25 protein-coding genes and 3 tRNA genes are annotated in these 25,871 nt (G+C 56.1%); 18 read left to right on the top strand and 10 right to left on the bottom strand.

Annotation, left to right across the window (positions count from 1 at the left end; translation table 11 throughout):
* Positions 1-2: 2 nt before the first annotated feature.
* Together COMA1_RS03060 and COMA1_RS03055 are read right to left on the bottom strand one after the other, a co-directional pair.
* Positions 3-1,220 carry an IscS subfamily cysteine desulfurase gene (locus COMA1_RS03060; RefSeq protein WP_090743591.1) on the bottom strand — a complete coding sequence of 406 codons (1,218 nt, stop codon included), beginning with the start codon at positions 1,218-1,220 and terminating at the stop codon, positions 3-5.
* Complete coding sequence (locus COMA1_RS03055; RefSeq protein ID WP_090743588.1) at positions 1,217-1,690, bottom strand: RrF2 family transcriptional regulator; 474 nt, start codon at positions 1,688-1,690, stop codon at positions 1,217-1,219. Before COMA1_RS03055 ends, COMA1_RS03060 begins: the two co-directional genes overlap by 4 nt.
* A gap of 133 nt (positions 1,691-1,823) precedes the next feature.
* Between COMA1_RS03055 and COMA1_RS03050 the strand changes: the two genes are divergently transcribed.
* Positions 1,824-2,240 carry a 2Fe-2S iron-sulfur cluster-binding protein gene (locus COMA1_RS03050; RefSeq protein WP_090743585.1) on the top strand — a complete coding sequence of 139 codons (417 nt, stop codon included), beginning with the start codon at positions 1,824-1,826 and terminating at the stop codon, positions 2,238-2,240.
* A gap of 85 nt (positions 2,241-2,325) precedes the next feature.
* Here the strand turns inward: COMA1_RS03050 and COMA1_RS03045 are convergent, their stop codons facing one another.
* Complete coding sequence (locus COMA1_RS03045; protein WP_176697810.1) at positions 2,326-3,030, bottom strand: ferredoxin--NADP reductase; 705 nt, start codon at positions 3,028-3,030, stop codon at positions 2,326-2,328.
* 129 nt (positions 3,031-3,159) lie between these two features.
* Here COMA1_RS03045 and gltX point away from each other — a divergent pair, with 129 nt between their 5' ends.
* The 3 genes from gltX (at position 3,160) to COMA1_RS03030 (ending at position 4,840) form a co-directional block, all read left to right on the top strand.
* Complete coding sequence (gene gltX, locus COMA1_RS03040; protein WP_090743579.1) at positions 3,160-4,575, top strand: glutamate--tRNA ligase; 1,416 nt, start codon at positions 3,160-3,162, stop codon at positions 4,573-4,575.
* A 70-nt stretch (positions 4,576-4,645) separates the two neighbouring features.
* Positions 4,646-4,719, top strand: a tRNA-Gln gene (locus COMA1_RS03035).
* A gap of 47 nt (positions 4,720-4,766) precedes the next feature.
* A tRNA-Gln gene (locus COMA1_RS03030) sits at positions 4,767-4,840 on the top strand.
* 33 nt (positions 4,841-4,873) lie between these two features.
* Here COMA1_RS03030 and COMA1_RS03025 read toward each other — a convergent pair.
* The 6 genes from COMA1_RS03025 to COMA1_RS03000 all read right to left on the bottom strand — a co-directional run bounded on the left by COMA1_RS03025 (position 4,874) and on the right by COMA1_RS03000 (position 9,751).
* Positions 4,874-5,917, bottom strand: a complete 1,044-nt coding sequence (locus COMA1_RS03025; RefSeq protein ID WP_090743576.1) for an NAD(P)-dependent alcohol dehydrogenase — start codon at positions 5,915-5,917, stop codon at positions 4,874-4,876.
* Between the two features lie 221 nt (positions 5,918-6,138).
* Positions 6,139-6,333: a DNA gyrase inhibitor YacG gene (locus COMA1_RS03020; protein ID WP_090743573.1), complete on the bottom strand. Its 195-nt coding sequence runs from the start codon at positions 6,331-6,333 to the stop codon at positions 6,139-6,141.
* A gap of 51 nt (positions 6,334-6,384) precedes the next feature.
* Complete coding sequence (locus COMA1_RS03015) at positions 6,385-6,720, bottom strand: PilZ domain-containing protein (RefSeq protein WP_090743571.1); 336 nt, start codon at positions 6,718-6,720, stop codon at positions 6,385-6,387.
* 143 nt (positions 6,721-6,863) lie between these two features.
* Positions 6,864-8,567, bottom strand: a complete 1,704-nt coding sequence (locus tag COMA1_RS03010) for a glutamine--tRNA ligase/YqeY domain fusion protein (protein WP_090743567.1) — start codon at positions 8,565-8,567, stop codon at positions 6,864-6,866.
* 97 nt (positions 8,568-8,664) lie between these two features.
* Positions 8,665-9,090 (bottom strand): DUF6941 family protein, encoded by a 426-nt coding sequence (locus COMA1_RS03005; RefSeq protein WP_090743564.1) that lies wholly within the window; start codon positions 9,088-9,090, stop codon positions 8,665-8,667.
* Between the two features lie 142 nt (positions 9,091-9,232).
* On the bottom strand, positions 9,233-9,751 hold the full coding sequence (locus COMA1_RS03000; protein WP_090743560.1) for a hypothetical protein: 519 nt from the start codon (positions 9,749-9,751) through the stop codon (positions 9,233-9,235).
* Between the two features lie 259 nt (positions 9,752-10,010).
* Between COMA1_RS03000 and COMA1_RS02995 the strand changes: the two genes are divergently transcribed.
* From COMA1_RS02995 to COMA1_RS02950, 10 genes are all read left to right on the top strand, one after another.
* Positions 10,011-10,088 (top strand) — tRNA-Glu (locus tag COMA1_RS02995).
* A 152-nt stretch (positions 10,089-10,240) separates the two neighbouring features.
* Entirely contained in the window at positions 10,241-10,801 is a 561-nt protein-coding gene (locus COMA1_RS02990; RefSeq protein ID WP_090743557.1) for a hypothetical protein, read from the top strand.
* Positions 10,802-11,048: 247 nt separating this feature from the next.
* Positions 11,049-11,741: a hypothetical protein gene (locus COMA1_RS02985; RefSeq protein WP_141654198.1), complete on the top strand. Its 693-nt coding sequence runs from the start codon at positions 11,049-11,051 to the stop codon at positions 11,739-11,741.
* 329 nt (positions 11,742-12,070) lie between these two features.
* Positions 12,071-13,177, top strand: a complete 1,107-nt coding sequence (locus COMA1_RS02980) for a deoxyhypusine synthase family protein (RefSeq protein WP_090743551.1) — start codon at positions 12,071-12,073, stop codon at positions 13,175-13,177.
* A complete protein-coding gene (locus COMA1_RS02975) occupies positions 13,174-13,815 on the top strand; it encodes a DsbA family protein (protein ID WP_090743549.1) in 642 nt (213 codons plus the stop codon). The genes COMA1_RS02980 and COMA1_RS02975 overlap by 4 nt, the downstream gene beginning before the upstream one ends.
* Before the next feature lie 112 nt (positions 13,816-13,927).
* Positions 13,928-14,197 (top strand): hypothetical protein, encoded by a 270-nt coding sequence (locus tag COMA1_RS02970; protein ID WP_090743546.1) that lies wholly within the window; start codon positions 13,928-13,930, stop codon positions 14,195-14,197.
* Complete coding sequence (locus COMA1_RS02965) at positions 14,148-15,689, top strand: aldehyde dehydrogenase family protein (RefSeq protein WP_245630825.1); 1,542 nt, start codon at positions 14,148-14,150, stop codon at positions 15,687-15,689. Before COMA1_RS02970 ends, COMA1_RS02965 begins: the two co-directional genes overlap by 50 nt.
* A 153-nt stretch (positions 15,690-15,842) precedes the next feature.
* Positions 15,843-16,415 carry a pyruvoyl-dependent arginine decarboxylase gene (locus COMA1_RS02960; RefSeq protein WP_176697809.1) on the top strand — a complete coding sequence of 191 codons (573 nt, stop codon included), beginning with the start codon at positions 15,843-15,845 and terminating at the stop codon, positions 16,413-16,415.
* Positions 16,416-16,477: 62 nt separating this feature from the next.
* A complete protein-coding gene (gene speB / locus COMA1_RS02955) occupies positions 16,478-17,413 on the top strand; it encodes an agmatinase (RefSeq protein ID WP_090743541.1) in 936 nt (311 codons plus the stop codon).
* Positions 17,414-17,456: 43 nt separating this feature from the next.
* Positions 17,457-18,158 (top strand): pseudouridine synthase, encoded by a 702-nt coding sequence (locus tag COMA1_RS02950; protein WP_090746770.1) that lies wholly within the window; start codon positions 17,457-17,459, stop codon positions 18,156-18,158.
* An 84-nt stretch (positions 18,159-18,242) separates the two neighbouring features.
* Here the strand turns inward: COMA1_RS02950 and nhaR are convergent, their stop codons facing one another.
* Positions 18,243-19,142, bottom strand: a complete 900-nt coding sequence (gene nhaR, locus COMA1_RS02945) for a transcriptional activator NhaR (protein ID WP_090743538.1) — start codon at positions 19,140-19,142, stop codon at positions 18,243-18,245.
* Between the two features lie 145 nt (positions 19,143-19,287).
* Between nhaR and COMA1_RS02940 the strand changes: the two genes are divergently transcribed.
* The 4 genes from COMA1_RS02940 to COMA1_RS02925 all read left to right on the top strand — a co-directional run bounded on the left by COMA1_RS02940 (position 19,288) and on the right by COMA1_RS02925 (position 25,854).
* Positions 19,288-20,841, top strand: coding sequence for a TolC family protein (locus tag COMA1_RS02940; RefSeq protein ID WP_176697808.1), 1,554 nt, complete (start codon positions 19,288-19,290; stop codon positions 20,839-20,841).
* A gap of 23 nt (positions 20,842-20,864) precedes the next feature.
* Positions 20,865-22,412, top strand: coding sequence for a TolC family protein (locus COMA1_RS02935; protein WP_090743532.1), 1,548 nt, complete (start codon positions 20,865-20,867; stop codon positions 22,410-22,412).
* A gap of 25 nt (positions 22,413-22,437) precedes the next feature.
* Positions 22,438-24,036, top strand: coding sequence for a TolC family protein (locus COMA1_RS02930; RefSeq protein ID WP_090743529.1), 1,599 nt, complete (start codon positions 22,438-22,440; stop codon positions 24,034-24,036).
* Between the two features lie 141 nt (positions 24,037-24,177).
* Complete coding sequence (locus tag COMA1_RS02925) at positions 24,178-25,854, top strand: ATP-binding cassette domain-containing protein (RefSeq protein WP_090743526.1); 1,677 nt, start codon at positions 24,178-24,180, stop codon at positions 25,852-25,854.
* Positions 25,855-25,871 lie beyond the last annotated feature (17 nt).

The following is a 25,871-nucleotide window of genomic DNA, read 5'->3' as shown; positions in this document are numbered from 1 at the left end:
GGTTAGTGCGCGGCCCACTGAACAGATTTCAGATCGACGCCTTCCTTGGCCATCTCATAGAGCGGGGACATTTCCCGCAACTTCGTGACGATCTCAATAACTTTCTTGATCGTATAGTCAATCTCGTCATCGGTGTTGAAACGGCCCAAGCCGAAACGGATCGACGAATGGGCAAGCTCGGTTCCTACACCGAGCGCACGCAAGACGTATGAAGGTTCCAGCGTGGCCGAGGTGCAGGCCGATCCGGATGAGAGCGCGATGTCTTTCATGCCCATGAGTAACGACTCACCTTCGACGTATGCGAAGGAAATGTTGAGATTGCCTGGCAGCCGGTTGGTTGGGTGGCCGTTGAGATAGCTTTCCTCCAGGGCCGCCATGATCTCGGTTTGCAGACGGTCACGCATCTTGGTCAGCCGAGCCGTTTCCGCTGTCATTTCCTGTTCGCAGAGTTCACAGGCCTTCCCGAATCCGACGATCAGCGGAACGGGTAACGTGCCGGACCGCATGCCGCGTTCATGCCCGCCGCCGTCCATCTGGGGGGCGATCCGCACGCGTGGGTTTCGTTTCCTGACGTAGAGGGCCCCGATCCCCTTTGGACCATATATTTTATGGGCTGAGAAAGACATGAGGTCGATCCCCATGGCCTGGACATCAACGGGGATTTTTCCGACGCCTTGTGTGGCATCGCAATGGAACAAGATGCCTTTCGCTTTGGCGATCTTGCCGATCTCCGCGATGGGATTAATCGTGCCGATCTCATTGTTGGCCAGCATGACCGAGATCAGGATGGTCTTGTCTGTGATGGCGTTCTGTACATCTTGCGGATTCACCATGCCGTATTTATCGACCGGCAGATAGGTCACGGTCGCCAATCCTTTGGCTTCCAGCGACTTGGCGGTATCGAGCACAGCCCGATGTTCCGTGGCCGAGGTGATGATGTGGGTGCCCTTTTCTTTGTACATCTCCAGGACACCCTTCAGGGCGAGGTTGTCCGATTCCGTGGCGCCGCTGGTAAAGACGATTTCCTTGGCATCAGCCTTGATCAGCTTCGCGATCCGTTTCCGAGCCTCTTCCACGGCTTCTTCAGCCGCCCAGCCAAAGGCATGGTTACGACTGGCCGCGTTCCCGAACTTTTCCACGAAGTAGGGCAACATGGCCTCCAACACACGTGGGTCCATGGGCGTGGTGGAATGGTTATCGAGGAAAATAGGAAGCTTCATTGTTCGACTCCTTGTGCCGAAGGAGACTGAATGGTAATCAGAGGTGTTCCCCCCAACATGTCTCCCAACGTCATATTGTTCAGTAGCTGGTAGATGCTGTCTTGGATTTTCAGGAGCGGCGTGCGGATGTTGCAGTGTTCACGCTGCATGCAGTAGTCGCCATCTCTTTCGTGCGAGCAGTCGGTGATGGACAGTGGGCCCTCGATGCTTTCAAGGATCTGCGCAATGGTGATCTGTCTGGCGCTCCGTGCCAGGAGATAGCCACCCTTGGGGCCGTTGTGACTTTCGATCAAGCCGTTTTTGGAGAGAACCTGAAGGACCTTCGCGAGCAGTTCCAGCGGAATGTTATATTCTTCGGCGATTTCTTTTGTATTCACCACGCGGCCGGGCGTGACATCGCCGAACTGGACGGAGGCGATATGCTGGAGTGCCATTAGGGCGTAATCAGCTTTTTTCGAAATCTTCAACATGACTATTGCCGATCGGTTAGATCGGAGACTATAATGATCTCCGATCAATATGGTCGCACTAAAGCTACCATGCAGATTTGAATTGTGTCAATACGTGACAAGAATCTAATCCGTTTCAGAAAGGAACAGGAACATGGGTGGGACGAACCCCTACATCGAGAAAGCCGATTACGAACTTCCTACGGCCTCCTATTCCGTGACATTTATCCAACCAAGTGGAACCTCGACCACCGTTGCCGTCGATCCAGAAAAGATTCCTTACGGTGTCACGGGGTTACCAGGGAGCATTTTGGATATCGCCATGGGCCATGGAATAGATCTGGAGCATGTCTGTGGTGGGGTCTGCGCCTGTTCAACCTGTCACGTCATTGTGAAGCAGGGCTTGGAAAGTTGTAACGAAGGCACCGATGACGAATACGATCAACTGGATGAAGCTCCCATGACGACACTTCAGTCTCGCCTGGGTTGCCAATGTGTCCCGAATGGGAAAGCGAATATCGTCGTAGAAATTCCCGCTGTGAATAAAAATCTCGTTCGAGAAGGCCACTGAAGAAAAGCAACTGCGCTCTTCGCCGGTATCATCGGTTGATCAGTTCGGTTGGGTCCGACAGAACTGATAAAGACCGATGATTCTGTTAGTCATAGGTTTCGATCTTGACCTCCTTTCGATCGTATCCTTGATCCATAAAATAAGCCCGAAGAGGACGGACAAAGGCTTTGGTTCCACAGAGCATGGGGATCACTTTAGGTTGGCCAGTGAGCAGTGGGCCCAGCATCGCTAAAGTTTTCTCCACGGCTACGGATTCATTCTGATCCGCTACAATCGGAAGATAGCGAAACGGGGGCTCCTGGACGGCCATGGTAAGCCATTCCTGATGGAACAGCACCTCCTCTTCGCTGGGTGCCACAGCGATTAAGAGGACCGGCGTATGATTTTTTTTATAAAACATCTGCTTCAATAGGCATCGTATCGGAACAAGACCTGTGTAGCGACCGATCAGTATGAGTTCTCGATCGAGAGTCTCAGGAAGAATAAACCGCCCATAGGGTCCGGACAAAGTGATCTCATCGCCGGACTTCAGCTGATAGAGATACGGAGAGCCGAGTCCATCGGGAACGAGATCGAATACCAGCGTCAACTCTCCATAGGGCGAGGAAGGATCGGCCATGGAGTAGGCTCGATTGAGCGGCGGCTTGGGTCCTATGGGGAGGTGAAGGGACACCCATTGTCCAGGTTGGAACGCAATCTTGGCGGTCTTGGGCTTGAGGACCAGCTGGCGGACGTGAGGTGTGAGATCTGTCGCGGACAGCACTGTGGCAGGTTGCTTCTGTTCTGCCATCCCCATCTCCTTCGGCATTCTCATAGCAGAAGCCGTTAAGAGATGGAAGCACCTCGGCGGTGTACAAGGATTTTCTCAGCGTGGTATAGATGGGCGGCTTCGTCTGTGTAAAGAAGGGACAATGTTGATATGAGTGAGGTTCGTGTTCGGTTCGCTCCCAGCCCGACGGGCTTTCTGCATATCGGTGGAGTACGTACAGCCCTGTTTAATTGGCTGTTTGCGCGCCAACAACAGGGGACGTTCATTCTTCGGATTGAGGATACCGATCAAAGTCGGTCGACCGATGAGTCCATTCAGGCCATCATTCAGGGGATGAAATGGGTCGGTCTCGATTGGGATGAAGGACCATTTCGACAAACGGAGCGGATGGATCTGTATCGCGGCCATGCCATGAAGTTGCTGGAGAAGGGGCATGCATACTGGTGCGTATGTAAGGCGGAGGAGTTGGAGGCTCGGCGGAAGGAAGCCGAGGCCAAAGGCCTGTCACCCCGCTATGACGGCCGCTGCCGCAACTTAGCAATTGCAAGTCCGCCAAGCGAGGCAGCCCTTCGCTTCAAGGCGCCACGGGAAGGACAGATCGTTGTGGACGATCTCATCAAGGGTACGATCACCTTTGATAATAGTGCGGCTGATGACCTCATTATTCTTCGATCCAACGGTTATCCGACCTACAATTTTTCGGTCGTCGTCGACGATGCATTGATGCGCATCACGCATGTGGTCCGGGGGGATGACCATCTGACCAATACGCCGCGACAGATTCCGATTTTCGAAGCGCTGGGGTTTGCGGTTCCGCGCTTTGGCCATCTCCCGATGATTCTGGGCTCAGATAAGACGAGGCTTTCAAAGCGTCATGGGGCGACGTCGGTCATGGCTTATAAAGATATGGGGTATCTGCCCGATGCCATGGTTAACTATCTCGTTCGACTTGGCTGGTCGCACGGGGATCAGGAGCTCTTTACTCGGCAGGAGCTTATCGAAAAATTCTCGTGGGATCATGTCCAGACGTCGGCTGCCGTGTTCAATCCCGACAAGTTATTGTGGCTGAATGCCGAATACATCAAGACGAGCCCTTCAGAACAGGTGGCTCAAGCCCTCGTGCCGTTGTTAGACCAGGCAGGGTTGAAAAAGGACGTCGAGGGTGTCTCGGACGAATGGCTCGCACAGCTGGTGGTCTTAGTGAAAGAGCGGGCGAAGACGTTGGTCGACATGGAGGAATGGGTGAAACCCTATTTCGGGCAAGTCGCTCCCCTCGAGGAAGAGGCGGCCAAGAAATTTCTCACACCGGCGATGGCTCCGTTGCTGCAGAAGCTGGTCACGCGCTTTGAAGCATTTCCCACCTTTTCCAAACAAACCTGGGAAGAAAGCTTCAAGAAGCTGGTCGAAGAAGAAGGTATCAAAATGGGTGCCTTGGCCCAGCCCGTTCGTGTGGCGCTCACCGGGCGAACGGCAAGCCCGGGCCTCTTCGAGGTAATGGAGGTGCTGGGGCGGGATCGAACCCTGTTGCGTCTGCGAAACGGGATTGAGCGTGCCTCGAACGGATGAAGGTTTTCTCTTCCCAAACCCGCGTCGATCTTGACGGAAATGCGATTGATATATTACTGTGAAGCCTGGTTGGGGGATCGTCTAGCGGTAGGACGTCAGTCTCTGGATCTGACTACCTAGGTTCGATTCCTAGTCCCCCAGCCAAAAATTTCTTTCTTGACCCATTCCCACGCACTACTTCCGTACCGCGCTGGGGGATCGTCTAGCGGTAGGACGCCGGCCTTTGGAGCCGGCTACCTAGGTTCGATTCCTAGTCCCCCAGCCATTTCTAGACACTCAAAAAATCATAGGTCGCTTGTTACTTCAGCGACGCCATGTCGATCACAAATCGAAACTTCACGTCGCCGCGGAGGACACGTTCGTAGGCTTCGTTCACCTGTTGGATGGGAATCACTTCCACGTCGGACTCGACCTGGTGTTGGGCACAGAAGTCGAGCATACGCTGGGTTTCTTTGATGCCGCCGATCAGAGAGCCGGCCAGGCGCCGTCGTTTGAAAATCAGCGAAAATGCCTCGACTGGGGTCGGGGTTTCCGGTGCCCCAACAAGGATCATGGTCCCGTCGGTCTTGAGGAGGTTGAGGTAGGCGTTATAATCGTGTGGGGCCGAAACCGTGTCGAGGACATAGTGGAAATACCCTTGGAGTTTGGTAAACGTCTGAGGGTCTGACGTCACCGCAAAGTTTGCCGCCCCCAGCCGCTTCGCATCCTGTCGTTTATTTTCCGAGGTGCTTAAGACCGTCACCTCCGTTCCCATGGCTTTAGCGATTTTCACCGCCATGTGGCCAAGCCCGCCAAGGCCGACAACGGCTAGTTTGTGATAGCGACCGATGCCCCATTGCCGTAGGGGGGAGTAGGTGGTAATGCCCGCACAGAGCAGTGGCGCTGCTCCGGCCAACGAAAGCGCCGCTGGAATTCGGAGGACATACCGCTCATCCACAACGATCTGGGCGGAGTATCCACCTTGGGTGATCTGGCCTGCTTTGTCTTGCCCGCTATAGGTCCAGAGGGTGCCCCCGTCGCAGTATTGTTCGAGTCCTTCTCGGCAGGCCGTGCAGGTTCGGCAGGAGTCCACGAAGCACCCGACACCGGCTCGATCACCAGGCTTAAACGTACTCACCTCTGTGCCCACTTGTGCGACGGTTCCAACGATCTCATGGCCGGGCACCATCGGGAAGAGCGAGATACCCCATTCATTGCGGGCTTGGTGGATATCGGAATGACAGATGCCGCAATGCGAGATCGTAATCAACACATCGTGTGGACCGACATCGCGCCGTTCAAACGAAAACGGCTGGAGCGGTTCCTTCGCGGCCATCGCGGCATAACCTTTGGTCGGGAGCATGACGGTCCTCCTTTGCACGGGAGAAATGGTCGGCAGACCTTAGCAAGTTGACTGTGATTCTGCCAACCGTAAAAGGTAGGGATCTCTCCAAAAAACTGGGAGGTCTCGTTGGCGGTTTCTGCCATGTGGGAATGATCGCGTGCTCGACGAGTCCGCAAGCCACCGGCTTGTTGCAATCGCGGATCGACGATTGCAACAGAAGCGTTCATGAAGAATGTGGGCTAGGTGCTGTCTGTGCGGTCTTGACGGTCGGACGATTCTAGGACGGTCTGTTCCATGGTCAAGGATGGTCCTGGAATGCGGTATTGCTCCATGACCCATGTGCCCAGGTCAGTGACCTGGCAACGTTCCGAGCAGAAGGGACGCCAAGGATTTCCTTCCCACGTTGTGGATTGTTGGCAGAGGGGACAGATCATGGGGGAAGTGTAACGGTGATGGCGGATAAAGGGAAGTCCTTACCGAACGCCTCAGCGGCGGGGTGAGGACCGGAGGGTGGCGACATGAAGCAGCCGTTGCAATCGGCTTCGATCAAGGTCGGTGAGGCGCAGAAACTCGACACCGAACTCACCATGGTTTGCCCATCGAACTGCGGCAGAGTGGACGGTAATCGGGACAGCTAATTCCGTAGCCTGGATCAACAATTTGACGCCCGTTCCAGGTGCCAGCGATACGGCGCTGGTCACTGCACAACCGCCGGTTGAAATGTCGAACGTCGTCCCTTGGCGGACATCCGTCTGGTCGGTCATGGAAAAAAGGATTTGGAGCTCAATGGGGATGCGAGGATGTTCTCGACATTCGATCATGGTTACTCTCGAGGAGCCGCAAGGCTGGTAACCACAGGCTCAACAATCGGCTCCTCGAGAGAGTATAGCCCGCCTTGTTTGCGGTGGCACGCGTCGGGCGAAAATCCGCAAGGGCACTGGGAGTCATCAGCCTGAAAGGCCGATCAAGCGGAAGCCTGCTGGGTTTTCGCAACCTTGGCCCATGCATCCTTGAGGGGCACGGTTCGGTTGAAGAGGAGTGTGTCGGGTGATGAGTCGGAGTCGACACAGAAATACCCCTGCCGCTCGAACTGAAATCGAGAACCAGGTGCGGCGGAGCGAAGGCCTGGCTCCACCCAGCAATCGGTCAGTCGTTCAAGAGATTGTGGGTTCAGGGACTGTGTCCAGTCCTGATCGGCCGCAGGCTTGGCCTGGTCGGTGAGTAACAGCGGCTGATAGAGTCGGATGGTCGCCCGGACGGCATGTACCGCCGATACCCAATGAAGAGTAGCCTTCACCTTGCGCTGCTCCTGCACCGACCCGCTTCTGGTCTCAGGATCGTATGTGCACCGGAGTTCAGTAATCGCACCGGTTTGCGGGTCCTTCGTCACGCCGATGCATTTGATAATGTACCCGTAGCGCAGCCTGACCTCTCGACCCGGGGCAAGGCGATAGAACTGTTTTGGTGGGTCCTCCTTGAAATCATCCTGCTCGATGTACAGGACTCTTGTGAAGGGCACTTTCCTTGTTCCCGCGGATGCGTCTTCAGGATTGTTCACGGCCTCGAGCTCTTCAACGACATCATCTGGGTAGTTCTCGAGGACCACCTTCAGTGGTCGGAGGACCGCCATCACGCGAGGCGACCGTTTGTTGAGGTCTTCCCGGATGAAGTGTTCAAGCAGCTGCATCTCGACGATCGCATCACGCTTGGCGACGCCGATATGCTCGCAAAAGGTCCGAATCGCTTCCGGCGTCACGCCTCGCCGACGGAGGCCTTTCAAGGTAGGAAGACGTGGGTCATCCCATCCGGCGACCAGTTTCTTGTCGACCAGTTCGAGCAGTTTGCGTTTGCTCATGATGGTCGAGGTGAGGTTCAGCCTGGCGAATTCGATCTGCTGTGGGCGATGGGGCGCATCGGCTTCAGCGACCACCCAATCGTACAGCGGGCGGTGATCCTCAAACTCCAGGGTGCAAATGGAGTGCGTAATGCCTTCGATCGCATCGGACAACGGGTGGGCAAAATCATATGAGGGGTAGATGCACCAGGTGGAGCCTGTTCGATAGTGGATCGCATGGCGGATTCGGTAGAGGATCGGATCGCGGAGGTTGATATTGGGAGATCCCATATCGATCTTGGCGCGCAAGACCTGGGTCCCATCGGGGAATTCTCCGGCACGCATGCGTGCAAACAGGGTCAGATTCTCGTCGACGGATCGGGTTCGGTGGGGACTGTCACGGCCCGGTTCGGTGAGCGTCCCGCGGTATTCTCGAATTTGATCGGGCGTCAGACTGTCGACGTAGGCCTTCCCTTTCCGGATCAGGACCGCCGCGAAGGCGTAGAGCTGCTCGAAATAGTCCGAGGCATAAAACATCTGACCGTGCCAATCAAACCCTAACCAACGGACATCATCCTGGATGGCTTGAACGTATTCGAGATCCTCGGTCGTGGGATTCGTATCGTCGAATCGGAGATGGCAGACACCACCGGACATCTCGTTCGCCAACCCGAAATTAAGGGCCATGGATTTGGCATGACCGATATGAAGGTAGCCATTGGGCTCAGGAGGAAATCTGGTGACAAGCCGCCCCTCCTGTTTGCCTGCTGCACGGTCAGCGACGATGAGATCACGAATGAAATTTGAAGAGGCGGAAGACTCTGGTGTGGTCATGGTGTTGGATCAGTCCTGTCAGCCCTGGTACTGTGAAGGCTGTGTTCAGGGAGGAGTTCTATCACAGACAGGGCGATGAGAGGAATGGGGGGAACCGCTAGGCGGCAGGTTCGGTTGCCGTGGGATTCGGCATCGGCATGACGGTAAAGTCTTTTTGGGCGATCAGCCGGCCCTCCATCAGGAGGCGGAATTCATATCGACCGGGTGCCGGAAGGATGAGAAGCGGGATATTGACGCCGAAATCGGAAATTTGGAGACGGTCATGGATCTCAATGTTGGGAAGCGTGGCTCGACAGACCAGTTGTTCCGAGTTGAGATAGATCAAGTCGATATCAAAGTGATAGAGGCCTTCGGCATCGGTAAGGCAGAAGTAGAGTCCCATATGCTGGTGGTGAAACGGGAATGAAGCCGTCTGAAGATGTGTGAAAATTCCGATCAGGCTCTTCTTTTTGGTGAGGCTATCTTCAATGACTTGGTCGCAGACGAGAAACGCTTGCACGGACGGCTTGGGGATATCGATCATGTTGCGCTTCTAGGACAAGGTGCTGAAGGTAAAACGGTTTCTCATCGCCCAGGACAATACATGGCCGGTATGGAATTCTCAAGGGACAATGGGTGGGAAGCGCGCACCTGAGTAAGTGAAGGAGTGCGAACGATCAATTGAATCAGCCGAGGGTGGCGGGGCCGCCGCGCATGTCCAGGATCTCTCCAAAGAGCGTCGTGTGGGAGCCGATTCGACAATAGTGCGGGGTGATTTCCACCGGCATGCCCTTGTGCGAGAACAGTTTCCCGCAGACGAGGTCGACCCTATGCACGGACATCATGTGGACCTCGAGCGCCAGATTCCCGGACTGCAGATCGGACAACTGAATAGCCGGCAACGTTTGACCGTGAGACGTCTCCACGGCAAATCGTCCACGTTCATTCAATGTCAGAACGTTTCGGCGTAGGTGCGCGTTGCGAACACCCTGTTCGTTGTAGAGGTCGAGGGTGATGAGGAGTTGGCCGAGCTCGGGTTTGAGTTCGACCACGAGCTGCTCTTTTCCGTGAATCGTGACCACGCCGTTGGTGTTTCGGAAAATATTCGATCCGATTCGAAGTTCGAGTCGCGGCTTAGACAATACCCCCATCGCCGGTGAACGGGAGAAGGGATCGGTCCCGCGAAACGGCACCGACTCACCCATTTAGCAGCCTCGAACCGCAACGACCGTGGGTCGTGTAAAGCAGGTATAACGCATAGGGAGTATCGTAAAAACACTCATTAGGCTAGGCTTTCTGCCCTGTTCTGTCAAGTTTGTCTGGCATGGAAATGCCAGGTATTATGGCCCCATGCAAAAGGCCCACAGAGCAGACCCCCAAAGGGCTCCCCTTTCGATGGAACGGCGATTCGTTGCAAAGGGAAAACCGCTTGTGCTACCGTCGACCCTTCAGATTGGTTCGGCTGGTCCCATCGTCTAGCCTGGCCTAGGACGGAGCCCTCTCAAGGCTTAAACACGGGTTCGAATCCCGTTGGGACCACCAAACGTTCCTGCTCTCTGCAGAACTGGCGAAGTTCAAGCTTCCGTCAAGGAAGGAGCTGAACAGGTTGAAGAGGGATGGGAATGGATTAGTCGAGCCCGTGTCCCTTCCTAAAGGTTTCAGACATCGCGCCCCTTCGTGATGGGGAGTGAATTATGAACCTCCTGACCTTTCGCTTCCGCGAGTCCCAGGCCGTGGACTTTTATTGGAACCTCGAGCTGGCCAAGCGTGGATCCCTACGCGAATTCAAGGTGCATCCCAACATCGTCATCTACGAGTCGGCTTTCGATCTCCTGAACCCGATTCAAGTCGGGCACGCCTTGTCCCTTGCCAAGGCCTTGGTGCTCGACAAGCGAGCCGAGGTCTTTTCTGGGAATACGTCATTGACCATGGGGACGGTCCGTGATGTATTGCAATGCTATCAGCACTCAATGCAGGTCGACGATCACCATGCTCATTGTTGGTTCAAGATCCGGCTCACGTTTGATCTGACCGTGACACGATTCGAGGTGGAGTCCGAAGACGTGACGAAGTCATTCGTGTTCCCCTGTCGAAGTGCGGCCACCTATGCCTATGGCATTCACTATGAGCACCCAGGAACGATTGATGATCAACTAGACTCGGCCTTATGGCGTGCCGGCACACGTTGGTGTCCGCGGCTCACGGATCTCTCAGAAATAAAACTCGTCAACGTGGAATTTCAGACAAAACGATGAAGAGCTGACGACGGGTACCGATCTGATGGCAGCCGTAGCCAGACTGCTTCTGTATGACTTGTTCAGGCTTGATGGCAGCAGATAAACCCCTCCAGTGTTTTTTGCATTGATGCCGCAGTATCTACGTACCACCGCTCACGAGGTATCCCCTTTTTGTCGGTGGCGGCGAAGTCTCTGTAACTGATGGAACTGTTGCAAATCGACTATAATCCGTTCGGTCCGGACTGTCGGCTTAAGGGGAAATGACATGATGGCTAGATGGCAAGTGGGGTGGGTCGTCGTTGGTTGCTTCCTTCTCCTGATTGGTCTATCGACTGTGTGGGCTGGATCGAGCGAAGGCTCTGGACCAGAAGAGGGGCCCTCGTTGGAAGAGACAATGGCGTTTATCAAAGGTACATGGGAAGCGTGTGCGACGATGCGCAGCGGGTTACAACGGATGGCTCCGAAGGACGGAGCGCCGTGGCAGATGGATCGAACGGCGAAAGTTGACGTGGTAGTTCGGCCTCCCTCCGGACTGCAACTGACTACGCGGCTCAATGAGCGGATGCGCGTCGGCGGCGCCCTTGACCTCCAAGCACCGGTTGAAAAAGTTCAGGAGTTCGACCTGAGCGCCATGTCTCCCGCCGTCAATCCTGAACGAGAAGGAGAAGGAACGAATCTCTATGGGATTCGGCTGCGCTGCACACGTGCGGCCTGTGTGACCGAATGGGTGGCAACGCTTTCGATGCCGGGGAAGCCCATGCAGGATCTCAAGACCGGCCGGTTGGTCGTCACAAATCTGGAGGAGCTTGTGTATGAGGATCGTGCGCCACGAGACAAACAGGGGGAAAAGAAGGGGGAGCTCTCTCTCCCGGTTTGCGATGCAGCAGCTGCGGAGAGCCTTTCAAAAGCGCTGAGTCACGCCATCAGCAAGGCAGGCGGGAAGAAGCCGTTATTCTAGCCCGCATTGTTCATGAACACTTCCGTGGCAATTGTCGACCCGCGGTTGCGACAGGCCGGCGGAGGGCGTTCTCACCCATTCTTTTCTTTCGAATCGACTCGCTCTTACTTCCATCCAGGTTTGTGGTGCCGGGTTGTGTGAGCTTTATACCGAGGTTGATGTAGCGACAGTTCTCTAGGAGAAGGTCTCTCTTCGTGTTCTGAATCATTCTCGCTGAACAATCAATTGATACGAGTCCGTGCGCAACATTCATTGACGCCTCTATTCAGGGTTGTGTATAAACGAATCCACGTTAGTCACTGGTGCAGTTGGTTATAGAGGGTTGTCTTATGTACGCACGCGAGTTTCGTGATGGAGCAAAAGACGGGTTAGAGGCGCTTGAGCCGCTTGATCCTGACAAGATTTCCTCATTCGGTGACCTATTGGAGGCCATGGGCAAAACCGCCTTCGGTGGGCGGCACGTGGGAAAAGCCTTCGAGGTACTCTGGGAGATGGTCGCAGACCCTGAGTGTAAGGTGGTCATGACGTTGTCTGGTGCAATGACCATCGCCAAGATGGGGAAGATCATCACGAAGATGATCGATGAGGGGATGGTGCAGTGCATCATCTCGACCGGTGCATTGATGGCGCATGGCCTGAGCGAATCCGTCGGAAAGACGCATTATCGGCATGATCCCTCGATGAGTGACGAGGAGTTGTTCAAGAAGGGGTACAACCGCGTCTACGACACACTGGAGATGGAAGCGAATTTAAACTACGTTGAGCATGTCGTGGCGCAGACGCTGAAGCGCCTGGATCAGGATCAGCCGCTGTCGTCGCACTTGATCACGAGAGAACTTGGAAAGACGTTGGCGGAAGAACTGCATGGTGACGGCATTCTGAAAAGCGCCTACCTGAAAAACGTACCGGTGTACATTCCAGCCTTTACGGATTCAGAAGTGGGACTGGATATAGGAACCTTGGCGATGGCGCGGCAAGTCGAGCAAGCTCGTTCACGGGGCGATCAGAATGGTGATCTGGGGATCTTGCAGACGATTCTGCAATACCACCCATCATTTAATCCGTACTTGGACTTGAATAGCTATGCCGACCACATGCTCTCCGCGAAGCGACGGGGAATTTTTACGATCGGTGGCGGCGTGCCACGCAACTGGGCGCAACAAGTCGGCCCCTATGTTGAAGTGGGCAACCTTCGGTTAGGGCTGAACGTGACACCGCCACGATTTCACTATGGTGTGAGGATTTGTCCGGAGCCGGATTACTGGGGTGGACTGAGCGGCTGTACCTATCAGGAAGGACTCTCCTGGGGCAAGTTTGTTACGCCGAAGGATGGGGGACGATTTGCTGAAGTCTTGAGCGATGCCACCGTCGTGTGGCCGCTGCTGATGATGGGTCTGATGGAAAGAAAAAAAGCCGGGGTGGTGCGCAGTTCATGATCTGGTCGATGGGACAACGGGTATGTCTGGCTGTCCTTGGCGGCATGCTCTTGTGGTCTGTGCCGGCTTCTGCCGGAAATTCAGGTGAGACCGATTTGCGGATGAGGGGGCAAGCCAACGCCCCGGTCACCTTGATCGAATACTCGGATTTCACCTGCGGGTTTTGTTTGAAATTCTTCAAGCGAACCTGGCCGCGTATTCAAGCGCAATACGTTGATACGGGGAAAGTGCGATTTCTGTATCGGGATTTTCCGCGGGGCGACCAAGGGTCGGGGCTCGATGCAGCGACGGCGGCACGATGTGCCGGTGAGCAGGGTCAGTATTGGGCGATGCATGACCGGTTGTTTTCCGAAGGAGGACAGCTGGATAAGCAGGTGTATCGGCGACATGCGGCGACGTTGAATCTGGATCAAGCCGCCTTTGAACGGTGCATGAGCGATGGGCGGTATACCAAGGCGATTTTTGAAGATCGTCAGGAAGCCAATCAGTGGGGGTTTCATGGAACCCCTGGGTTTATCCTGGTCCGGACGGCGACGGAGCCGACGGACAAGGAACCGGCTGTGGCGATTCCGGGCGCATTTCCGTTCGAGATGTTCGCGGAAGAGATCGATCGCTTGTTGGCGAACGGCAAAAAGTAGAAGACGTCTCTCGCTGAGAAATGTGGAACGGAAGGTAAGTCTGTGCGCGTAGGGTTGACATCGGTACTCAGGTGCGATAGTCCTCTGTATCACACAAGGGAGAGGTATCCCTATGGATTCGATGCAATCGTTCTGGCCGGTCTCTCATCGCGATGACTTCTGGGTGTGCATGTCCTGCCTCACGGAAGTTTTTTATCGAAAAGTCCCGATGCCGGATTGTCCGTCCTGTCATGGCGTCTCGACCTACGAAGGGTTTACCCTGGAGGCGATTCGCGATTGGGGGACGGAAGAATTGATCGCCAAGGCGATTGCCGCACAGGAGGCAGCCGCGATTGTGGAATCGGCGGCCGAAGCGGCTGCGTCGGTGGAAGCGGCGGACTAATACCAACCTCATCCAAGAGACTCCAGCGAATCTTCCTGTGCAGGAATCCCGTCCATTTCTCGTTCATGGCCAGTGGAAACCGGGTGCGGTCACGACTCCGGTCGTCGATCCGTTCACCGGAAAATCCGTGGCTCAAGTCGCTCAAGCCACCGAGTTTGATGTAGAAGAGGCCGTCGCATCGACGTCCAGCTCTGCTGCGGTGATGGCGCAGTTGCCGGGACACGCCCGGTACAACATGCTCCAGCAGATCGCAGCGTTGCTCTACCGACGGCGCGATGAATGTGCGCAGACCATCACGGCCGAGTCGGGGAAGCCGATCACAGATGCCAAGCGGGAAGTCAGCCGAGCCATCCAGACCTTCACCGTGGCAGCCGAAGAGTCGCGGCGGATTGCGGGTGAGGTGGTACCGCTCGATTGGACGCCGGGCTTTGACACCCATCTCGGCATGGTCCGTCGGTTCCCGATCGGTCCGATTCTCGGCATCACCCCCTTCAACTTTCCACTGAATCTGGTGGCGCACAAGGTGGCGCCCGCACTCGCGTCGGGGAATCCGATTCTGATCAAGCCGGCTCCGCAGACGCCGTTGACGGCGCTGCTGCTCGGCGAGATCGCACTCGAAGCAGGCGTGCCTCCAGGCGGACTGAACGTCGTACCCTGCGACAACCCTCTTGCCGAACGGATGGTGATCGACCCTCGGTTCAAACTGCTGAGTTTCACCGGCAGTGTCTCGGTGGGATGGATGTTGAAGGCCAAATGCGGGAAGAAAAAAGTCACGCTCGAACTCGGCGGCAATGCAGGCGTGGTGATCGAGCCGGATGCTGACTTGGAACTGGCGGCGCAGCGCTGCGCCGCAGGCGGGTTCGGGTATGCCGGCCAGACTTGCATTTCGGTGCAGCGGGTTTTCGTGCATCAGGCGGTCGTCGACGCGTTTACGACCAAACTTCTCATGCATGTGGCTCGGCTCAAACTCGGTGATCCTGCCGAGGAGACGACGACCATCGGGCCTCTCATCGATCAAGCAGCTGCGCAACGAGTAGAGAGCTGGATCGGGGAAGCGGTGGCGGACGGGGCCCGACTGCTCTTGGGTGGGAAACGGATCGGATCGTTGATGGAGGCCACGGTGTTGGGGAATGTGAGGCCGGAGATGAAAGTCTCCTGTCGAGAGGTATTTGGACCGGTCGTGACCGTGACGCCCTATCGTGAGCTCAGTGAAGCCGTGGCGTTGCTCAATCAATCAGACTTTGGATTACAGGCTGGTATTTTCACCCAGGATATCAACAAAATCTTTTACGCGTTTCGTCATTGTGAAGTCGGAGCCGTCCTGGCGAACGAAATTCCGACGTTTCGCGCAGACCACATGCCCTACGGCGGCGTGAAGGATTCCGGGTTGGGACGCGAAGGCGTCCGTGCCGCGATCGAGGATATGACCGAGCCCAGGATGCTCATCATGAACCTCAAGGAACCATCCACGCCATCCGAAAAAGGTAATTAGAATATATTGCGAAGCCGGTTCAATCTTGCTACAACAAACGCCCGATACGACCGTTGGTACGGCGTAGTTTGTGTGTCAGGCTGACCGCTTGAGCGCACGTCACGCAGCAACTTCCGAACAGCCAGAAAGGCCGATAGTCGGACGAAAGGGGAGATGATGGTACCTACGCATATGTTTCTCACGAGAGGGGTGGGAGTCCACAAGGAAAAGCTGGCCTCCTTCGAAGAGGCGTTGCGCAGCGCCGGTGTGGCGTACTGCAACCTGGTCAGCGTGTCCTCCATCCTTCCGCCGCACTGCAAGATCATCCCCCGGAAGCGCGGTGAGCAACTGCTGAAACCCGGTGAAATCACGTTTTGCGTCATGGCCCGCTCCGAAACCAATGAGCGGAATCAGCTCGTGTCGGCGTCCGTGGGGCTCGCCAAGCCGACCGATCGCGGAACATACGGATATCTGTCCGAGCACCATGCGCATGGCGAGACAGATGAAGAGACGGGAGAATACACCGAAGACTTGGCGGCACAGATGCTGGCCACGACGTTAGGCGTTGAGTTCGACCCCAATGTCGCCTGGAAGGAGCGGGAACAGGTATTCAAGATGGGTGGGAAGATCGTGCAGACGCTGAATATCACCCAGTCGGCTGTCGGGAAGAAGGGCAAGTGGACGACCGTCATCGCACTGGCCGTGTTTATCCCGCCGGAAAACGTGCCCTCCCGTCCTCGCCGGTAAATGACTGTGGTGTGCGCCATAGGTACGCCTCAGTCGCTTACTCCGCGAAGGGAAGAACGCGCATGACGCTTCCCGTTGGCTGGGAAGGCCCCAACCATAACTTTTTAGGAATCGACGAACCCTGGTGCCATCCCGACCAGGCTGGTGTCTATATCCTGCCGGCTCCCTATGAGCACACCTCCAGCTACATCCGGGGCTCGAACCTCGGCCCTTCCGCTATCCTTGAAGCCTCCAGTCAGGTGGAATTCTACGACGAACAACTGCGATGTGAACCCTATCGAGAATGGGGTGGCGTAGCCACGGTATCCCCGTTGGAACTGAACGGCAAGGTCGATCGCGCTGCCGTCGATGCGATTGAGGCGTTTGTCTCACCACATGTGGGATCCGGCCGGTTTCTGGTCACACTGACGGGGGAACATACCGGTGCCTTGGGGGCGATTCGCGCCCATGCCAAACGATATCCGCAGATGACGGTCGTGCAAATCGACGCACATGGCGATCTGCGGGAGGCCTATCAAGACAATCCATTCAGCCACGCCAGTGTCATGGCACGGGTGGTGGATGATGGATTACCGCTTGTACAGGTGGGGATCCGATCGATCAGCGCTGAAGAGGTCGCCCGTATCGACAGGACGGACCGAATCAAGACCTTCTTTGCAGCAAGCATCCTCGACCCATCCGGTCCCTACGAAGGGAAGGCGGCCAAATGGATTCCCGATGTCGTTGCAGCCTGCCGAACCCCGGTGTACCTCACGTTCGATTGCGATGGGCTGGATGCCTCGATTATTCCGGCCTTGGGCACTCCAGAGCCGGGGGGCCTTGGATGGTACGACACTCTCAATCTCATCACAGCGCTGGCCAACGGACCGGGTATCGTGGGAATGGATCTCAGCGAGATAGCTCCTATAGAGGGATTTGTCGCGCCGCAATTTTCAATCGCGCGGTTGATCTATCGTGTCTTGGGGCGTATCAAAGCTGGCCGCCGCGTTCATTCGTAGTCGATACACATATTAATCGTCACCTGCTCTCGTGGCGCACACCATCCGCATCAATAAATTCTTTACCGAACAGGGGATCTGCTCTCGGCGTGAAGCCGATCGATTGGTCGAGTCCGGAGCGATCACGATCAATGGCCATGTGGCCAAGCTCGGGGACCAGGTCGGGCCATCAGACGTCATCGCTCGCGAGGGCCAGGTCTTACCCTGGGGAAAAGCTTCCCTCTATATCAAGTACCATAAGCCGGTCGGCGTCACGACCACGAGCGAATCGCACGTCGCTCGAAACATCATTGCCGAGATCGGACATCCTGAACGAATTTTTCCGATCGGGCGGCTCGATAAGGATTCATCCGGGCTCATCTTGCTGACGAACGACGGTAACATCGTGAACGAGATTCTCCGTACGGAATTCGGCCACGAGCGAGAGTATCTTGTGCGGGTGGATCGTCCGTTCGATCAGACCTTTCTGGATCATATGGCGGAGGGCGTCGTGATTCTCGGCAGCCGGACGAAGCCCTGCCGAATGAGTCGGGTCGGGCCTGACCGGTTTCGCATTGTCTTGACCGAGGGGCGGAATCGGCAGATCAGACGGATGTGCCATGCGCTCGGCTATCGGGTGATCCTGCTGCATCGAACCAGGATCATGCACATCACAGTCAACGGGCTGGGCATCGGTGAGTGGAAGGAGCTCACGAGTCAGGAGCGAGCGCAACTGCTGGACGCTGTTGGGCGCCATCAGATGTGACGGATGTTCATGGTAGAAATGAACCAGCTTAGCGGGGAGGTGTTTAAAAAGGCTACACCTCCGCAAGGTGCTCAAACAGCTCCGTCAGTTGAGTAACTCGCGTCGGGCGGTGCGGACAAGCGCAAGCACAGCGGGGTGTTTCAGCTTCCGTTCCACGGTGATCGCGTAGAAATGTTGGATGAGTCCGTCCAGCTGTCCAACCACCTGCACCTGGTATTGGCGACAGATCTCCTTTTCGATCACAGTGGCGCCGGGGAAGATCCCATGGCCATCCTGGCCGAAGGCTTTGAGAGTCGCACTGTCATCAAACTCGCCCACCACGGTGGGGTGGACGCCGTGGTTCACCATCCATTGGTCCATCAAGCGACGAAGCACCGCACTCGAGGTGGGGAGGAGGAGCGGGGCATTGCGGAGTGAGTAGGGAAAGTCTCGACGATACTGGGCAGCCAGTCTTGCCGTGGCGAACAGCGTGACGCCCGATTCGCCCAACGGGTGGTTGTACGCATGTGCCTTTACTCCAGGTGGAGCCGGAGTATCAGCGATCACCAAATCGGAACGATGAGCGGCCAGATCGGTCAGAAGCTGGTGCAGGTTATCCTCTTGGCAGATTAAGCGTGTCGGCTTATAGAGCCTGAGAGCGGACTTGAGCAGTTGGGTGGCGAGCGGTTTAGGAACGGCGTTGGCAATGCCCACGACCAGACGTGTCGGCTGTCCGTTCTCCTGCCCTCTCACGGTATTCATCAGCTCTTGCCCGGTCGCGAAGATGTCCTCCGCGTACTTGAACACGAGCTGACCCATCTCCGTCAGCACCAGACGCCGGCCTGTTCGAATGAACAACTTTTCGCCCAAGGTCGCTTCTAACAGATGGATCTGCCCGCTAATCGTGGGTTGAGCGAGGCGGAGTTCTTCGCAGGCTTTAGTTACGGTCCCGTGTTTGGCAACGGACCAGAAATATAACAAGTGATGGTAGTTTAACCAATCCATATGGCCCGTAGCTCTTGGGAGAGCGGCGGTACTATACCATCGGATTAATCGATACCACAAATCTGTTTTATCTATTTTGAAAAAAGAAGGGGAGGTTGCTAGTGTGTGCGCCGTCCGCCGAATGTATACGAGAGGAGCATCCCACATGGTCGCACTGGTGTTGGCTCTGGTCGTAATTCTGCCAATGACCGCGATAGCGGAGCCGGTGATCGACTCCCGCACGGTGCAGGCACAGTCGACACGCACCGAACCTCTGAGCATAGGGGAAGTGCTGGCGCGTATTGAGTTGACCCATCCCCTGCTTCAGGCCACGGGAGCCGAGCGCACGAAGGCCCGGGCAAAAATCCTCAAGGCGCTCGGGGCCTGGGAGCCGCAGGTCAAGAACTATACACAGTTCGAGCGTTATACTAACTGGAACATTACGACGGCGTTCGACATTCCAAATCAACATACGATTGGATATGCCGACAGCACGGTCGAGGTCGGGCATCCTTGGGGCTTCAGGGTTGCCGGTGGACTTCGCAGCGGCTTCGGGGATAGCGAAAGTATCAACCGTATTGCCCTACCCCCTGATCTGCGCGCTGCCTATCATAAGCAACACTTCTACTACAGTGGGACCATCCATTTCCTACGAGACTTCATGGTCAACGAAGAGAACGCCGAATTTCAAAGGGCCGAGCTCGCGGGCCCGCAAGCAGAGATCAAGGTGGCGCAGAAACGGCAAGACCTTTACTTGGCTGGAGCCGTGCAGTACTGGGATTGGCAGGTTGCGGTTAAGCAAGCTGATGTCGTGAAGCGTGCACAAGCTGTGGCTGAAGAGCGCTTAGTCCAGATCGAAGGGTTGGCGAAGGGCGGGAGGGTTGCGCCGCTCGATGCTATTGAGGCGAACCAAGAGGTTCAGGTTCGACGAGAGGCCGCCATCGCCGCGCAACGCAAGGTGGAGTATGAGCAGTACAAACTGTCCCTCTTCCTCTGGGAGAATGGGGAGCCGGTGACGCCCCGACGGGAATGGGCACCTGAATTCCAGGGGGAAACGCCGCTCCCGACCAACGCGGAGGTCGCAGGCTATAAAACAGAGGCGAAAGAAGTGCGGCCGGAAGTGCGAGACCTCTACGTCGAAGCTAAGCTCAACAACATCGATATGAAGCTTGCCAAGAACAAGCTGCTCCCGACGTTAGATCTAGAGGGGGGGCCGACCCCGGGCGCTGCGGACTGGTTGGTGGGACTCGGGTATCGGGTCGGCCTGCACACCGAGATGCCGCTGTTCCAGCGAGAAGCGCGCGGGAAGGTCATGGCCGCTGAAGTGGCTCAGCAACAATTGGCGTTGAAACAACTGTACACCGAGCAACAAGTCACCTTTGACGTGGACAACTGGCTCTCGGCCCAAGTGCGCGCCAGAGATCGGGTAACCGCGGCGACGGAAGCGCTGCGGTTGGCGAAGACGCTGGAAGAAGGCGAACGGACCCGATTCAATATGGGCGCGACCACCGTCCTCTTTGTCAACCTCCGTGAACGCCACGTGGTGGAGCAGGCGTACCAGCTGTATCGGGCGCAGGCTGACTACGCCGTGGCGCGTGGAGGGATGCTGTGGGCTCGAGGGCTGCTGTCCAAGCCGTGGCCCGAAAGCGAGTTGGCTAAGTACGGAAACCCGCTGACGGCAGCGGGCATGAACGGCTTCAAACAACCGGGTCGCGATTAATCCTGCACAAGGAGCATCTGTCGATGACCGCTCTCTTACTCGTGATTCTGATCTTGCTTCCCGTGACGACCCTGGCGGCACCGGTGCACGATTCTAGCGCGTTGAAGGCGCAGTCTGTCCGCACCGAGCTTCTGACCATCAGCGAAGTGCTCGCACGTATTGAGTTGACCCATCCGCTCCTTCGGGCGACCGGCGTTGAACGGATGCAGGCCCGGGCAAAAATCCTCAAGGCGCTCGGGGCCTGGGAACCAAAGTTTCAGAACAGGACAGAGGTCGATCGCTATCAGTCGTGGAACTTTCTGGCCTTCATCAATACGACGACGGGGGGATATAACGACAGCACGATCGAGATGGGACATCCTTGGGGCTTCAGGCTCAACGGCGGGATCCGCAACGGGTTTGGGGATCGCATCAACCAAGGCGCCCATGCACTCATCCCGAATGATGGACTGCTCTTCTATCATAACCAACAAATGCTCATCGGGGGGGAGGCTCACCTGCTGCGAGGATTCATGATGAACGAAGAGTACGCCGACTTTCAGAAGGCCGAACTCGCGGGGCCGCAGGCTGAGATCGCGGTGGCGCAGAAGCGGCAAGACCTCTACCTCGCCGGGGCCGTACAGTACTGGGATTGGCAAGTTGCCGTTAAGCAAGCTGATATCGTGAAGCGCACCCTGGCTGTGGCCGAAGAACGGTTCACGCAGATCGAGGGGCAGGCGAAGAGGGGGTTGTCCTCGCCGCTCGATGTCATTGAGGCCAACAAAGAGGTTCAGGTTCGGCGAGAGGCTGCCATCGCCGCGCAACGGAAGGTGGAGTATGAGCAGTACAAGCTGTCTCTTTTTCTCTGGGAGAACGGCGAGCCGGTGACCCCGCAACCAGAATGGGCGCCGGAATTTCAGGGCGAAACACCGCTTCCGACCAACGAGGAGATTGCAGCCTATAAAGTGGAGGCAAAGGAAGTGCGCCCAGAGGTGCGGGACCTCTACATCGAAGCCAAGAAGAATAATATCGATATTAAACTTGCGAAGAACTACCTGCTCCCGAAGTTTGATTTTAAGGGGGGGCAAATGGAGGCCAGCGCGGACTGGAATGTGGGAGTCGGGTATCGGGTCGAATCGTGGTTTGCAGTGCCGATCTTCCAGCGGGAAGGGCGGGGGAAGGTCCTGTACGCGGAGGCGGACCAGCAGCAACTGGCCTTCAAGCAGCTGTACACCGAGCAACAAGTCAGCATCGACGTGGATAACTGGCTCTCAGCTCAAGTGCGTGCGAGAGACCGGGTGAAGGCGGCGACGGAGGCCTTACGATTAGCCAAGACGCTGGAGGAGGGCGAGCGGACCAGGTTCAATATGGGCGCAAGCACCGTCCTGTTCGTGAACCTCCGTGAGCGCAACGTCGTTCAGCATGCGTACCAGCTGTATCGGGCGCAGGCCGACTACGCCGTGGCGCGTGGAGGCATGTTGTGGGCGAGGGGCGCCTTGGCAAGGCCTTGGCCAGAAAGCGAGTTGGCCAAGTACGGGAACCCGTTGACAGCGGCGGGCATGAACGGCTTTAAACAACCGGGCCGCGATTAATTCCGCAACAAAGGAGCATCATTCCTTGATCTTTCTCTTGTTGTTCTCGTTGATGATGGTGCCGGCGATCGCACTGGGGGAACCGGTGCTCGACTCCAGTGTCATGCAGGCTCAGTCAACTCGCACCGCTCCCCTGACCATTGAAGAGGTATTGGCCAGGATTGAGTTGACTCATCCGCTGCTCAGGGCCGTCGGACTGGAGCGAGCGCAGGCTCGGGCAAAAATTCTCAAAGCACTAGGTGCCTGGGAGCCGAAATTTCGAAACGAAATCGAGTACGATCGGTATCAAACCTACAATCTGACGAATGCGACAGGTCTGAATAGCCTAAGTGCTGGCTATGTCGATACCATGCTCAAGATCGGGCACCCCTGGGGCTTGGAGCTCTTCGGCGGCATCCGTAACGTTTTCGGCGATCGTGCAACGCTTGAGGGGAACAGAGCCTACCCTATTATCGATGAACGCAACGTCCAGAGTCCTGCGATTGCGGTCCCTCAAGACTTTCAACTGTTCTATCCGCAGCAAATGGGCATAGTCGGTGGAAAGATTAATCTCCTGCGGGGGTTCATGATTAATGAAGAGTATGCCCAGCTCCAGCAGGCGGAACTCGCTGGACCACAAGCGGAAGTGAAGGTGGCTCAGAAACGGCAGGATCTTTATCTTGCTGGGGCGGTTCAATACTGGGATTGGCAGGTTGTCGTCAAGCAGGCCGATGTGGTTAAGCGTACGCTGGCGATCGCGGAGGAACGCTATCGTATGGTGGAGGGCCGAGCCAAATCCGGCGCGGTCGCTCCGATCGACGTGGTCGAAGCCCGGGAAGAAGTTCAGCGGCGTCGTGAGGCTGCCATTGCCGCGCAACGGAAGGTGGAGTACGAACAATATAAACTCGCCCTCTTTCTCTGGGAAAACGGGGAACCGGTGACGCCGAGACCGGAATGGGCTCCAGAGTTTCAGGGTGAAACGCCATTACCAAGCGAAGAGGATGTCGCGGCCTTTAAGGTGGAAGCTGCGGAGGATCGTCCGGAAGTGCGCGATCTCTACATTGAAGCTAGGTTGAACAATATCGACCTGAAACTCGCCAAGAATGGCCTCCTTCCAAAGCTCTCAGTTGAAGGTGGTCCGGCGATCGGCGCCATCTATTGGGTCGGTGGGATCGGCTATCGAATGGCTGCTCTGTTCAGCATGCCGTTGTTCAATCGCGCTGCGAGAGGGAAAGTTCTTCATGCAGAGGCAGAGCAGACACGGTTGGCATATAAGCAGGCCTACACCGAGCGCCAGGTTCAGATCGAGGTAGATAACTGGCTCTCGGCCATCGTGAGGGCCAGAGATCGAGTCAAAGCTTCGACCGAGGCGTTGCGCTTGGCCAAGACCTTGGAAGAAGGCGAACGAGCGAGATTTAACATGGGAGCCACGAGCGTGCTCTTCGTCAACCTGCGAGAGCGTGCGGTGGTTCAGGCAGCGTACGAGCTCTACCGTGCACAAGCCGACTATGCCGTGGCTCGTGGAGGGATGCTCTGGGCGAGAGGAGCCTTGTCGAAGCCTTTGGCGGACAGTGTGCTTGCCAAGTATGGGGACCAGGTACAATCAGCGGGTTCATCCGGACGAAAACTCCCAGGACGTGATTAATGACTCCTGATGTAGCTGGTAGTACCACATAGTTCATTTGGTGGGCTTGGATCTTGATCAAAGAATAGCGTATTTTTCGTTGTATACAAGAGTTGGAAAGGGGCCGATGATTCACATTCTGACATATTACTGGGGGTGCTCATGAAGGAACCTCAGGGCGAAGGTTATAGGGGCCTGTTCGAAGCGCTGATGAAACAGTTGTCCGTGGCCATCCGGGCTGAGAAAAAGATTATGAGTCTTCTTTTCTCCTACGCCCTTGCGGTTGGCTTTTTCTCCCTTATCATTCCGTTGACCGTACAGGAATTGGTCAGCACCTTTTCCTATGCGATTCAACCGGTCATGATTTATACCTTGACGGCGGTGATGTTCTCGGTGCTCCTGTTCGTCGGTCTGTTCAAGACCTTTCATTTTTATGCCGTGGACGTCGTCCAGCGCAGAATCTTTGCCCGCGTGGCGGTGGCGATGGTTGAGGCATTGCCTCGTAATCGATTTAAAGGAGCCCGTCCGGAAATTGCGAACTACTTTATCGAAACGGTCTTCATGCAGCGGGCGCTTTCAACGCTGCTCATCGATCTGTTGAACGTGGTGGTCGGCGGATCGGTCGGGATGATCATGCTGGTCGTGTACCATCCCTATTTTCTCATTTACAACCTCATGCTCATGACTGGCTTTGCGATCACGTTCTTCGTACTCTCCCGTGGTGCGCTGAAAAGAACCCTGGAGATGTCTCACGCCAAGTACGATGTCTTCAATTTCATCCAAGAGGTTTCGCGGAACGCCTTACAGTTAAAGGCGACCGACAGTAAGCCGTTTCTTATCCAGAAGACCGATGCATTGGTCACCAGGTATGTCGAAGCTCGGAAAGCACGGTTTGCCGTGTTGGTGCGGCAGTATATCGGGTCTGTGGCCGGACAAGCCATTGCACAGGCCGGTGCGCTCTCCATCTCAGGCTCGCTCTTGGCCTCAGGACAATTGACACTTGGGCAGCTGGTCGCAGTTCAAGCGGTCGTCAGCGCCCTGGTCATCAATTTTGACTCGCTGATCAAGAACATGGGGTACATCTATTATTTCTTTGCTTCGCTGACCCACCTTGATGAGGTGTTTAGTCAGGAACAGGATTACGTGTCCACCGAATCTACCGTGGCTCTGCCAAAGCACCTCGGTCAAGGGGTTCGCGTGACCTGCAAAGGGGTGAGTCTGGTTCACAGTGGCGTGGCGGTGTTCGATGGCTTCAATCTGGATGTGGCCCCCGGTGAGAAGCTTGGGATATATGCTAAAACCACGGCTGCAAAAACGGCATTGGCAAGAGTGCTTGGTGGACTTGAAGTACCGACCGGTGGCGTTGTGCAATATAATGGTGTCGATCTTCGCTACATCGATCCCAGCGCGATCAATCAGTGCCGCAGTGTCATGATTGACTCGCAGTTGTCCCTCGTTAAGGGCACGATCGAAGAAAATATTGTAATGGGCCGGTCCTATGTCACCTATGATGACCTGAACTGGGCGCTCCGCTTCACGGAGTTGGAAGAAGATATCGAAGGCCTTCCGCGCGGGGTGAAGTCCGAGGTCTCCGCACTCGGAGAGTCGTTGTCGCCAACTCACGTGGTCCAGATTCTTCTGGCCCGTGCGATTCTCGGTCGTCCACAAGTGCTCGTGTTTGATGGGCTGATTCATTCGCTTGAGCCATCATTGCGCGAGCGCATTTTACGACGGCTTTGCTCGAAGGATGAGGCCTGGTCGGTCATCTTTGTGTCGACCGATCCAAATCTAACGGATCATGCTGATCGTCGTATCATGTTGCATCATACTCATGCGTAAGTCGTTGAAACGGCCAA

The sequence above is a fragment of the Candidatus Nitrospira nitrosa genome, assembly GCF_001458735.1.
GTDB classification, from domain to species: domain Bacteria; phylum Nitrospirota; class Nitrospiria; order Nitrospirales; family Nitrospiraceae; genus Nitrospira_D; species Nitrospira_D nitrosa.
Note: the sequence above shows the minus strand (reverse complement) of the source record. Positions and strands in the feature narration are given on the sequence as shown.